The organism is Mesorhizobium sp. M0968 (assembly GCF_040319065.1).
In the GTDB taxonomy this organism is placed as follows: domain Bacteria; phylum Pseudomonadota; class Alphaproteobacteria; order Rhizobiales; family Rhizobiaceae; genus Mesorhizobium.
Map to the genome: position 1 here is coordinate 69,035 of NZ_JAMYNL010000010.1, position 12,183 is coordinate 81,217.

At 65.1% G+C, this 12,183-nt stretch carries 10 protein-coding genes and 1 pseudogene; all 11 read right to left on the minus strand.

Annotated features, from left to right (window positions below):
- Positions 1-84: 84 nt before the first annotated feature.
- The 11 genes and pseudogenes from nifD to NKH67_RS19080 all read right to left on the minus strand — a co-directional run bounded on the left by nifD (position 85) and on the right by NKH67_RS19080 (position 12,136).
- Positions 85-1,587 carry a nitrogenase molybdenum-iron protein alpha chain gene (gene nifD, locus NKH67_RS19030; RefSeq protein WP_352623436.1) on the minus strand — a complete coding sequence of 501 codons (1,503 nt, stop codon included), beginning with the start codon at positions 1,585-1,587 and terminating at the stop codon, positions 85-87.
- 98 nt (positions 1,588-1,685) lie between these two features.
- On the minus strand, positions 1,686-2,579 hold the full coding sequence (nifH, locus tag NKH67_RS19035) for a nitrogenase iron protein (protein ID WP_352571098.1): 894 nt from the start codon (positions 2,577-2,579) through the stop codon (positions 1,686-1,688).
- Between the two features lie 520 nt (positions 2,580-3,099).
- A pseudogene (locus NKH67_RS19040) lies at positions 3,100-3,864 on the minus strand (type II toxin-antitoxin system HipA family toxin).
- Entirely contained in the window at positions 3,861-4,358 is a 498-nt protein-coding gene (locus tag NKH67_RS19045) for a HipA N-terminal domain-containing protein (RefSeq protein ID WP_353031541.1), read from the minus strand. The pseudogene NKH67_RS19040 and the gene NKH67_RS19045 overlap by 4 nt, the downstream one beginning before the upstream one ends.
- Complete coding sequence (locus tag NKH67_RS19050; RefSeq protein WP_352798341.1) at positions 4,282-4,608, minus strand: helix-turn-helix domain-containing protein; 327 nt, start codon at positions 4,606-4,608, stop codon at positions 4,282-4,284. Before NKH67_RS19050 ends, NKH67_RS19045 begins: the two co-directional genes overlap by 77 nt.
- Positions 4,609-5,068: 460 nt before the next feature.
- Positions 5,069-6,175 (minus strand): type 2 isopentenyl-diphosphate Delta-isomerase, encoded by a 1,107-nt coding sequence (gene fni, locus NKH67_RS19055; RefSeq protein WP_502893773.1) that lies wholly within the window; start codon positions 6,173-6,175, stop codon positions 5,069-5,071.
- A gap of 28 nt (positions 6,176-6,203) precedes the next feature.
- Complete coding sequence (locus tag NKH67_RS19060) at positions 6,204-7,106, minus strand: terpene synthase family protein (protein ID WP_353031543.1); 903 nt, start codon at positions 7,104-7,106, stop codon at positions 6,204-6,206.
- A complete protein-coding gene (locus NKH67_RS19065; protein ID WP_353031545.1) occupies positions 7,103-8,653 on the minus strand; it encodes a hypothetical protein in 1,551 nt (516 codons plus the stop codon). The genes NKH67_RS19060 and NKH67_RS19065 overlap by 4 nt, the downstream gene beginning before the upstream one ends.
- 147 nt (positions 8,654-8,800) lie before the next feature.
- The gene (locus NKH67_RS19070) at positions 8,801-9,793 is read right to left on the minus strand and encodes a polyprenyl synthetase family protein (RefSeq protein WP_353031625.1); all 993 of its coding nucleotides are present in this window, start codon (positions 9,791-9,793) and stop codon (positions 8,801-8,803) included.
- A 157-nt stretch (positions 9,794-9,950) separates the two neighbouring features.
- Entirely contained in the window at positions 9,951-11,294 is a 1,344-nt protein-coding gene (locus NKH67_RS19075; RefSeq protein WP_353031547.1) for a cytochrome P450, read from the minus strand.
- The gene (locus tag NKH67_RS19080) at positions 11,294-12,136 is read right to left on the minus strand and encodes an SDR family oxidoreductase (RefSeq protein ID WP_353031627.1); all 843 of its coding nucleotides are present in this window, start codon (positions 12,134-12,136) and stop codon (positions 11,294-11,296) included. Before NKH67_RS19080 ends, NKH67_RS19075 begins: the two co-directional genes overlap by 1 nt.
- Positions 12,137-12,183: the final 47 nt, after the last annotated feature.

Below are 12,183 nucleotides of genomic sequence, written 5' to 3' on the forward strand. Positions count from 1 at the left end.
GGGACGTCGAAACGTTTCAGGTCTCCCGCGGACAAAGGGCCACAGGCGTTTAACGGCCTCCCGGCTTACGGGAGGCCAGGCTTCTCATTCGGCTGCGATCGCCGCCGACGGCTCGGCTTTTTTCTTCCAGGGGGCGTCGTAGAGGTTCCAGACCGGGTTGTTGATGGCCAGATCCATGTCGCGGGCGAAGATAGCGAAGCCGTCGTAGCCGTGATACGGGCCGGAATAATCCCAGGAATGCATTTGACGGAACGGTATGCCCATCTTCTGGACCGGGTACTTTTCTTTGATGCCGGAGCCCACGAGATCAGGACGGATCCCCTCGATGAACTTCTCCAGCTCGTAACCAGTCACGTCGTCATAGATCAGCGTGCCCTTCTTCACGTAGTGGCCAGTGCGCTGATAGTCGTCGTTATGGCCAAATTCATAGCCAGTGCCGACGATAACCATGCCCAGGTCCTCATATGCCGTGACGACGTGACGGGGGCGCAGCCCGCCGACATAGAGCATCACCGTCCTGCCTTCGAGGCGCGGCCGGTACTTGGCTATGACCGCATCGACCAGGGGCCGGTATTTGGCGATGACCGCCTCGGCCTTGGCCTCGATTTCCGGCCCGAAATGCTTGGCTATCTTGCGCAGAGAGGCTTCGGTCTGGGAGGGGCCGAAGAAATTATACTCCATCCAGTCGATGCCATACTTTTCCTCCATATGCCGGCAGATGTAGTTCATCGACCTGTAGCAATGGATGAGATTGAGCTTGGCCTTTGGCGCTCGCTCTATTTCGGCCAGCGTAGCGTCGCCCGACCAGTTGCCGACCACGCGCAGGCCCATCTCCTCGAGCAGGATGCGCGAAGCCCAGGCGTCGCCGCCGATATTATAGTCGCCGATCACATTGACATCGTACGGGCCGGCCTCGAACTCGACCTCCTTCTTCTCGAACACCCAGTCGCGGATCGCGTCGTTGGCGATGTGGTGGCCGAGTGATTGCGAGACGCCGCGGAAGCCCTCGCAGCGCACCGGCACGATCGTCTTTTCGTGCTCCTTGGCCTTGTTGCGGGACACCGCTTCGGTGTCGTCGCCAATCAGGCCGATCGGGCATTCGGATTGCACAGTCATGCCCTTGTTCAGCGGAAACAGTTCCTCGATCTCGTCGATGATCCGTTCCAGCTTCTTGTCGCCGCCGAAAACAATGTCCTTCTCCTGGAAATCGGAGGTGAACTGCATCGTGACGAACGTGTCGATGCCGGTCGTGCCGACGTAGTAGTTGCGGCGTTGCGACCAGGAATATTGCCCGCAGCCGACCGGGCCGTGCGAGATATGGACCATATCCTTGACTGGACCCCAGACCACGCCTTTCGAGCCGGCATAGGCGCAGCCGCGAATCGTCATCACTCCGGGGATGGACTTGATATTCGATTTGACCTCGCATTCGGAAAGGACCTCGCTTTCCTCGCCAGCCTCGTCGCCGCTCTTTGCGACGCTGAGGTGCTTTTTGCGGCGCTTCGCCGCCTTGTCAGGATATTGCGACAGCACCTCCTCGATAAGCTTCGCATGTAGGGCGCCGTCATTCTCGTATTCCAGGCTCATGAGACCCCTTTCAAGGTTCAGGGTGACGCCTCACCAACGAGGCGCCGTTCTTTGAAAGGCGCGCCACGTCAGGCCGCGCCACCAGTCAGTAGCGGTCGTTACTGTGCGGCCGCCTTCGCCGCTTCCTTGACCTGAAGCTCGGCAAGCATCTGCTCGTCGGTCTTCATGATGCCGAAGTCGAGCAGCATGTCCTCGAGCTCCTCCATGGTGATCGGGGTGGGGATGGTGCCCTGGCCCGAATTGTTATGGATCTTCTCGGCCAGCGCCCTGTATTCCCCGGCCTGCTTGGAGTCCGGCGCATACTGGATCACAGACATCTTCCTGAGCTCGGCGTGCTGGACGATGTTGTCGCGCGGCACGAAGTGGATGAGCTTGGAATTGAGCCTGGAAGCCAGCGCTTCGGCGAGGTCGAGCTCGCGGTCGGTTTGGCGCTCGTTGCAGATCAGGCCGCCGAGCCGCACGCCACCCGAATGAGCGTATTTCAGGATACCCTTGGCAATGTTGTTGGCGGCATAGAGCGCCATCATCTCGCCGGACATGACGATGTAGATTTCCTGAGCCTTGTTCTCGCGGATCGGCATCGCGAAACCGCCGCACACTACATCCCCGAGCACGTCGTAGGAGACATAGTCGACATCGTCATAGGCGCCGTTCTCCTCGAGGAAGTTGATCGAGGTGATCACGCCGCGACCGGCGCAGCCGACACCCGGCTCGGGGCCGCCCGACTCCACGCATTTGATGCCTTTGTAGCCGACCTTGAGCACATCCTGGAGTTCGAGGTCTTCCACCGAACCTTCCTCTGCCGCGAGGTGCAGGACCGTATCCTGCGCCTTCGCGTTCAGGATCAGGCGGGTGGAGTCGGCTTTGGGGTCGCAGCCGACGATGAGGATTCTCTGCCCGAGGTCGACAAGGGCGGCGAGGGTATTTTGGGAGGTGGTGGACTTGCCGATGCCGCCCTTGCCGTAAAAGGCGATCTGACGCAAACCTGACATGTAGCTTTCCTTCCTTCGTTCCATTCATCGCGGCTGCCGCGACACGAATGCCGGTCGGGCAGCTGTCGCCGCCTCGCACTCAAGGTTTCAAGACTCGTGCCAATTTGGCTCGTCGAATCGAAGAATAAATTTGTGGTTGTTTTTCAGGTATTTAGCTTGAAGCCGCAGAAAGGATCGTCGGAACAAGCCGTGTAGCGGACCCGACAATGGCGACACAAAGCGTCGGATCGCGATCCCCAGTCACGCATTCGTTCGAACCGCATCATTGTGTTGAGGTGGGCGAACAGCATCTCGACCCTCTTGCGTTTTTGCGGGATGCTGCGAACTCTCCTGTTCCGGCGAGCTGACGTGCTTGGTCTCGCGTGCCCTCATCGACACTGCGCGGAATCTTGCGCCACGCTGGCATACCTGCGAGCCACCGCCATCAATTCGGGGCTGCGGGCGATCATCCGCAATATCATCAACCCAAGAGGCTCGGCTCACTTATTGGCGCAGGAGTTCAGTATCGGCGTCATCGCCTTCACATGTTCGTCGATCCGCTCGAGCACTTTCGCCGCGACAACGTCGCGCTCAGGCAGATGCAGTGCTCGTTGACGAGTTCGACGGTCTCGACCACTGCCTTCAGGACTGCCGGCTCCGGAAGCCTTGCACGGTTCGCGAATGCTTTCCATCGCGGTGCTGCTAGCGCCTTGAACGAGCGCTCCCCTCCAAGCGAAAGCGCCATGGCGTCGGCGGGAATATATGGCACGGTCGACAGAACGTCGTAGATTGGTGCAAGCACCGGCTTGTCGCCGTTGCCGGGATAAACCAAAGACCAGTTCTTCAGGTGCATGTCGCCATGGCCGGTGATGACCGTCAGCACCAGGCGGCGGACGCATTCGAGAGCCGCCGTAGGCGAGACGGCTACGCCAAGGGGCCAAGGCTATGTCGTGATAAGCGGCCCCCTCATTTTTGCGCGAGGATAGACACCGAAGACCTGAGCGAAATCCTCGATGTGTATCCTCTCGCCATCGGCGCCGCGATCGAAGCGTTTGACGAGAAGGACCTTGCCCTCCGACAGCGTGTTGAATTCTTCGGGAACGCCCTCAAAATCGGACTTCTCGACCAGTTCGCATTCAGGAACCTCCATGCCGATCGCTGCAGCCAGCGCCAGGTTGGCGAATTCGTTCTCGGAAACCGGAAACGCCGCCGAAGGGAACTTGGCGATGTACCGGTCCTGCTCGTCGTCCATCGGCAAGGTAAGGCCACCGCCTTTTCCAGTGTTCTTCATGACCGACAGCTTCATCTGCACGCCGGCAAGTGAGAACGTGCCTTGGGCTTATCTTTTGAAGCATCCTGCGAAACCGCTATCGCGCCGTCACTGGGCAACGCCCGTACGGCTCCCGGCAGATCGGCGCCCAGCGCCGCTAAAAGATCGAAATCATTGCCTGGCCGGACATTGCCTTGGTGGTGCTTTTCCATCGCCTCGCGCAATTTCTCCTCCGGCAGGAGGTTCGCGAAGAAAGCGGGCAAGGCGCCCGCCAGAGGCTTCGGATCTTTCCGCAATCCTCCCGTCGCTGCCCGGAACGACAGGCTGAAAACCGGAAAGCCGCCCGTCGCGCGGTAGGCCTCATCGAAGTTAAATGCATTGAAATCGCCCGGCGTCCTAACGATTGTGCCGACCTTCAGTGCGTTCAAGAGCACGTCCAGCGACGGGATCGTCTTAGGTGCGCGAAAAACTGGAGCCATGATCGTCATCGTCAGGTTGAGGAACAAAAGCGGGTCGATCGTCATCATCATTCGGACGCAATAGAGCCTGGACAGCCGGCACCATGACTTGCGGAACCATCATCATTTCCAGACCGAGTGCGCGAGCGATATTCATGAGCGTCGTCGCACGCGCCGCTGCGGCTCCCTTTTCGATGTCGCGATAGCGGGGACGGGATATACCCGCCAAATCAGCGACCTGCTCCTGCGTCATGGCAGCGGCCAGCCTCGCCTGCCTGAAAAGCCGACCGATTTCGCGCAGAATTTCCGATTCAGATGCCATCATGATACCTATACGATCTATTCCAATGCGCGATGATACGCAAAGGTATCTCATTGCTCCGGTGAGTGCGATATGAGCCCAAGGAACCGGTGCGACCTGGGAGAGCAACTCGGCGGGAATATCGATGCCTTGCTTCGGACATAATCGACAGCGCAGCTGAGATAGACGGTAAAGCGCGTAGGCTGTTGGCGGCCCGTTCAGTTCTGGCTGTCGGAAAGGCGCCCGAAGCCGGTTGCGAAGTTCGCCCTTGATCTCCGCCGCCCGGAGCTGCACGAGCATATGCGCACCGTGAAGTGACCAGCGCATCTGCTGCTTCTTGACCATACGTTTCCCGACGACTGAGTTCACCGCCGACTCGGCGAGAGTGGTGGCGACGGCGAAGCCCAGCCCGGTAGCGCTTTCCATCCTTTCTGACTCAGTAAGACTAGGCGCCCGCCGCCACGTGCGGGCGACGCCGGCATCAACCGACGGGCAGACGCGCTGAGGGCAACAAGCGCGCCTGACGCAACGCCGCCAGATCAGCCGAGCCGGTGCAGAAGCAGGCGACGGCCAACTGGCGGATGACGATCTCGAAATGCGCGACAACCGCCTCGGTGGATACCGTAGCCGCGCGCAGCACGCCGGCCGCCTGCCCGGCGATGTCCGCGCCCAGGCGGATGGCCTTGGCCACGTCGACGCCGTCGCGGATCCCGCCGGACGCGATCAGCTTCACCGTTGGCAGCGCCCGACGTACCGCCTGCACGCTGGCCGGGGTCGGAATCCCCCAATCGGCGAAGGCCATCGCCACTGCACGGTCGGCGGCATCGCGGGCGCGCTCGCCCTCCACCGCGGCCCAACTGGTGCCGCCGGCGCCGGCGACATCGATCACCGCCGCGCCCGCCTCGACGAGCGCACAGGCCACCGAGGCGGACAGGCCTGACCCCACTTCCTTGGCCACGATCGGCACGCCCACGCTGCGCGCGGCGCGAGCGATCTGCGCCAGGACGCCGCGCCAGTCGCGGTCTCCCTCCGGCTGTACCGCTTCCTGCAGCGGATTGAGATGGACGATGAGTCCATCGGCCTCCAGCGCATCCACCGCCCGGCGCGCCAGGTCCAGGCCGTCGGCCTCGCGCAGTTGCGCGGCGCCGATATTGGCCAGCAGGGGAATGTCTGGGGCCAGGCGGCGCAGCGCGCGCGTCAGCCCCTGGGAGTTGCGGGATTGCAGGCTCACGCGCTGCGAACCGACGCACATGGCGATCCCCAAGGCTTGCGCTGCCTCGCTCAGATGCCGGTTGATGGCCTCGGCGCGTGGCATGCCGCCGGTCATGGAGCTGATCAGCAGCGGCGCGCGCATGGTCTTGCCCAGCAGCCAGGCGCGCAGGTCGATCTGCGTCAAGTCCAACTCGGGCAATGCGCAGTGTTCGAAACGGATGTACTCCCAGCCGGCGGCGACCGTGGCCGTCGCCGTTCGCCGATCCAGCACGATGTCCAGATGGTCGTCCTTGCGCCGGCTCAGGGCGGTGTCGCTCACGCTCGCTCCATCCGTCGCATCGGGCGACGGCGTTGTGTCGGATCGGACCGACGGCAGCGCGCGCACGCCGCCGCCTCCCGTGCGTTCAGGCCGGCGCACGCTGGCCTCCCCCCGCAGCGTCGCTGCGGTAGCGGCTGGTTGAGGTCTGGTAGTACTGCGCGCGGATGGCCGCCATGGCCTCGATCAATGGTCCCCACGGCGCGGGAAAGCGTTCTTCCGCCATCACCCGGTGCAGAATGCGCGTATGGCCGGCCAGCTCGTCGTTGAGAAACTCCTCCACAGGCATAGCCGGATAGCGCTGCAGCAGCAGGATTGCCGCGTTGTCGGCCTCGCCGGCCGACCTGTCCTTGTCGCGTCCATGCAGATCGTTCTGCAGGCGCCCTATCGCGGAGATGAGCCGCAGGACCTGGCGAAACGCCGGACCCGCGCGCAAGGTCGCCATGTCCAGTCCCCACAGCAACGACAGGCAACAGAACACGTTCGTGTAGGCGATCGAATCGATGCCGTTGTGCAGGTACTCGGCGTAAGACCAGCGTTCCGCCCCTGCCGCCTGCGCGTGTCCGGCGCGCAGCGCCGCGCAGTAGCACCGGGTATCGTCGAGAAGATGAGCATAGTCGCGACGATCGTAGGCGAGCGCGGCCAGCGAAGCGCGCAGCACAGCGCAGCCCTCGAATCCGGGGAGCGCGCACGGCACGCCCTGCCCCAGCGCCTGCTCCACCGCGGCGAGCTGCTCCGGCGCGATCAGGCCAAGGTCGTTGCAATCGTCGAGCCAGAACAGCAGCGACAGTTCGCGATAGAACGCCACGATCAGCGTTTCGTCCTGCGGATCGCGGCCGGTGCGGGCGCTGGTGTCGCGCAGGCTCGGGTGGATGCGCTGCAAGATGTACTGGCCGCCCCTGACCGCTTCCACGGCATGCTCGTCGGCGAACCCGGTCAGGGAACGCCCCCACTCCAGCACCTGCTGCAGCGCGCGTTCGGTCTGGATCATGGCGCCGCTCCTGCTCCCTCGGCCAGGACGCGCCGCCCCCAACGAAGCGCCAGCCATAACCCGGCGAGTTCGGCCACGCGCACCACCCGGGTGGGGCAATACAGTTCCTTGCCGATCCACAGCGGCGTCTGCGGCCATGCATGCGCCGCATGGCGGGCGAGCATCCACTCCAGCGCACGCGCCACCGCCTGCGCGATGCGCCGGCGCCCTGTCGGCTCTTCGCTCCCGTCCATCACGTGCAACGCGAACAGCGCATAGGCGGTTTCCTCGAATGTGGACGCGCGACCGGCGCCCCAGCCGCCGTCGCCGCGCTGCGCCTGCAGCAGCGCCGCCAGCGCGCGCTCGTCGCGCCACTGGGGCTTGCCTTGCGCCAGCGCAGCGACCGCATGCGCGGTGGGATACAGCCACGAAACGTGCCATTTCTCGTTGTCCCATAGACCGTGCGGGTTGCGATTGGCCTCGACGTAGGCGCTGGTGCCGGCGGCGGGCTTTCCCAACATTCGCAACGCATGCAGGGCATGGATGTTGGTTGACACCGAGGCATTGCGCTCGCCGGGGAAGGTGACGAACAGCTCGCCGATTTCGAAATGGCGCAACGCATCGACCGCCGGGTCGCGGCCTGCAAGGCGCAGGACGCACATCGCAACGGCGGTATCGTCCGCATCGGCCGCGAAGTGCAAGGCCGGGCCCAGACCGCGCACGCCCAGGCGGGCGTCGAGCTGCGCGACGATCACTTGCACCGCCTCGGCGAGCGCGGGATGCGCGAACAGACCGGCCAGATGCAGGGTGTACAGCGACCAGCATGGCTCGAATACATTGATCGGCCAGACGTTGGGAAAGACACCTTCGATGCCGCTGCGCGTCGCCCGCGATGCCGCCTGGAGATACGCGTCGGCGCGCCCGACCTGAGGCGTGCTTCCCTGTGTCACGGCGTGCGCACGCCACGCGGCGGTGGCCGCCGGACTGATGCCGATGCTGCCGTCGTCATCCGGGCATCCGGTGGTCGGCGACGTCCCCCAGGCTTCCCAGGAGTGCAGCAACGGATGGCCGCTCGGCAACGTCGCCGCCGCCCCCAGCTTGACCAGACACGCTTGCCGCAACGGCAACAGCGCTGGGTGGCGCGGAAACGCCACCCCGCCCAGCAAGGATGCGGCCTCGCCGCACAATTGCGGCAGGATCAGCTCCGCGCCGATCGGCGCGTCTTCCGGCACCGCATGCGCGTAGGGATCGGGCTGGCGCTCGAGGAACCGGGTTGCAGCCTGGACTGCGTCGGCAGCGCCGGGAAGAGGATCGGCACGCTGCAATGCCAGCAACGCCGCCCACGTGGGCGCATGGCGGAACAGCGGGAAGTCCGCACTTCCCCATCCGCCATCGGCCTGTTGCTGCGCGATGAGCCACGCGTATGCGTCCTGCCGACCGGTGACGTTGCCGTGGAACTGCAGAGCTCGCGCCGTGTCGTAGACGGACGGACCGACGCTGCCGCCGTCCCTCATCTCGCTCAGCAGGTGGCGCAATTCGGAAAGGATTTGTTCGGACAGCGCGTTCACGCGGGATGTTCCTTGTGCAGAGGGCTAACGACAACCAGGATCGGGCAGACGCCGCGCACGTCGCCGCCGGTTCGGACACAGTGCAGCATGCACCGCCCGCCGGCCGATCGCAGCAGCACAGGGGCGAGTCCATGCGGACGGACGCGCTCATGCGTATGGCGCGGACAGATACACGTTGGCCCGCTGCAGCATCTGCGCTAACCGTTCCGCACGCCGCCCCAGCGGGGCGATGGCCTCCCCGGCGTCGCGCAACAAATCCAGCGCGAACTGGCGCGCTGCCTGCAGCCCCATGATCGACGCGCAGGTCGGCTTCTGCGCCGCCGCGTCCTTGCCGGGGGTCTTGCCCAGCGTCGCGGTATCCGCTGTCGCGTCCAGAATGTCGTCGACCACCTGCAACGCCAGGCCGAAACAGGCGGTGTAGCGATCGAGCGCACAGTACAGCCAAGCGTGCGCGGTATCCTCCGCGATGGCGCATAGCGCGCCCATGCGAACGGACGCGCGCACTAGCGCTCCGCTCTTCATCCGGTGCATTGCCACGATCCTGTCCAGCTCGGCGTGCTTTCCGACCAGCGACAGATCCATGGCCTGCCCGCCTGCGGCACCCTCGGCGGACACGGCCTGCGCCAGTTCGCGCACGAGCGCGATACGGTTGTCGCCCGGCGCATCCAGGCTCGCCAGGGTCAGGAAGGCGTGCGCCTGCAGCGCATCGCCGACCAGGATCGCAGTGGCTTCGCCGAACTTGACGTGCACGGTCGGAAGGCCGCGGCGAAGCACGTCGTCGTCCATCGCGGGCAGGTCGTCGTGGACCAGGGTACAGGCGTGCATCATCTCGATGGCTGCGCCGACGTCGTCGAGCATGTGCGCCGGCGTGTCGGCCAGTGCGCCGGCCGCCAGACACAGCAAGGCGCGGGTGCGCTTCCCGCCATGCAAGGTGGCGTAGCGCATCGCCGCCATCAGCTCGGTCTCACCGTCGTCTTCGGCGCAGAGAAGACGCGCCAGCGCCTGTTCGACCCGCTTTGCGCCGTCCTGCATCCAGATCTCCGGCAGCAGCCTGCCGGATGCGCCGCGCGCCTGCGCGCCCAATCCGCCGAGCGCGGAAACGCCAGTTCGGTCGTCGTGTAGCGTGGAACCGGTCTGCATGTTTTTCATGTCCTTGTACCTGACACGAGATGGCCACGGCGAGCGCCAAGCCGCCGCGGTGTTGCCGGCGTCGCACCGAGCGCGTGCGCTGAGTGCAGCAATGCCGAGCCTCGCCGGCGCCGCCGCTGCCTCGCCACACGGGGCATGCGATGCCAGCTCATGAGAAGCCTATGCGGATTGCCATGGACGGATGTGCGGTCGGGTAATAGCGCCGGCCTTTTTCGACGCCGCTCAGCAACCGCGGCCGCACCCCGGCCCTGTGCATGATCAGCGCCAAGGCGATGCAGAACTGCACCATTTCCAGCCATACCAGGTGGTAGCCGATGCAGACGTGTGGGCCGGTACCGAACTGCAGCATGTCCACCGGCCGGATCGGCTCCGTGCGTTGCAGCCACCGCGCCAGGCAGAACTGATCAGGCGCCTCGTGCAGCAGCGCCGAGGTCGAGAAATGCAGCAGCGGGATGCACAGATGGGTGCCCGCGGGAATGCGCCGTTGGCCGAGTTGCAATTCCTGCAGGGCGCGACGCGGCAGGAGCGTGGTCGCCGGATGCAGGCGCAGCGTCTCGCGGAACAGCGCCTCGGCGACCGGACACTGCGCCAGGTCCGCGTGCCGGGTCGGCACCGCGCCCACGCGTTGCGCCTCCTCGACCAGGGCGTCCCACAGCACAGGCTGCCGCGCCAGCTCGATCACCATCCAGGCCATCGTCGAGGCAGTGGTGTCGTGACCGGCAAGCAGCAGCAAGCGGATATTGGCGACCAGGACGTCATCGGAAAGCGCATCGTCGCTGCGGTCGAAGGCGCTCACCATGTCGTTGATCAACCCGGTGCGCGCGGCATGCGCGCGCGCGTCGCGGACGAACTGGCGCAACTGCGCGTCGATCCAGTCGCGGGCGGCGCGGCCGCGCCGCAAGGGCAGTCCGGGCAGGTCGACCGGGGGCGCGACGATCAACTGCAGCAGTTGCCGGTATTTGCGATGCCATCCCGGCAGGTCCTGCGCGGGGATTCCCATGAGGCTGAAGATGAGCTTGAGCATCAGGTCGCCGGTTTCGCGCAGGATGGTTACCTCGCCGCAGTCGCGCCACGCCTGCACCCGCGTCCAGATGACGGGCGCGAACAGGTCGCCGATGCCGGCCTCGGTCAGCCCCTTGGGCAGGAACGCCGCCTTGATCGCATCGCGCGCCTGCCGGTGCGCGCCGCCGTCCTGGGCAACCAACGTTCCGCCAAGCAATTCGGGCGCGATCTCTTCGATCAGCGCCGAGGACACGTCCTTGTGCCGGAGCAGTGCGAACGCATCCGGATGCACACAGGTCATCAGATGTCCGGCAGGGCCGAAATCCAGCCAGAAGTGGCTGCCCAGCGTCCGTTCTGCGCGCTGCAGCAGGCGCGGCAGGTCGCAGACAATGGCCGGAAGATGCCCGACCAGGGGGAAAGCGCCAGGCATGACCGGGATGTCGCATCGCAGCCGGTGCCGACGGTTGAGGGGGTTGAGTAGTATGTCCATCAGCAGCGGGCCGCCGCCGCCGATTCGGTGTCGCCGGCAGGGCGCGCGGCGCAGCTGTTGCCACCGTCGGCGTATGTCGGCACATGCGCCAGCATGCCGCCATCGATGCACACGACCTGGCCGGTGATGAACGCAGCATCGTCGGAGAGCAGGAACGCCACGAGCGCGGCCACGTCCTTGGGACGGCCGACGCGCGGCAGGAGCTGGTGCCGGCGCAGATGCCGTTGCATGCACTCGTCCAGCTTGCCAAGGAGACGCTCGGTCATGATAAGACCCGGCGCAACCGCGTTGCAGCGGATCTGCGAGTGACCGTACTGGGTGGCGAGCGAGGCCGACAGCATGTTCATCGCCGCCTTCGAGGCAGCGTAGGACGTTTGCGCGGTATCACCGCTGAGCCCCTGGCACGACGACATGTTGACGATCGCGCCACCGCCACGGGCGATCATCCGTGGGATGGCCTGCCGGCAGCAGAGCAGCGTGCCGCGCAGATTGGTCGCCATGGTCTGGTCCCAGACCGCCAGGTCCAGGTCGAGGATCGCGCGGTCGCGCGGGGTCAGATGCATGGCGCTCGCATTGTTCACCAGCAGGTCGACCCCCCCGAAGTGCCGCTCCGCCCTCTCGAACAGCGCTGCCACCGCCTGCTCATCGGCGATATCCATGGCTATGGGCAGCGCGTGGCCTGCTTCGGCCGCGATCTGCGCGGTGCAGGCGATGGCCGCCGAGCCATCAATGTCGGCCACCACCACTCTGCCGCCCCCGCGCGCGATGGCGAGAGCGCATGCCTTGCCAATGCCGGCGCCGGCGCCGGTCACCACGGCCACTTTGCCTTCAAACCGTCCCATCGTGTCTCCTGAACTGCATTGGTCTTTCGCAGCATGCCGCTCGGCCT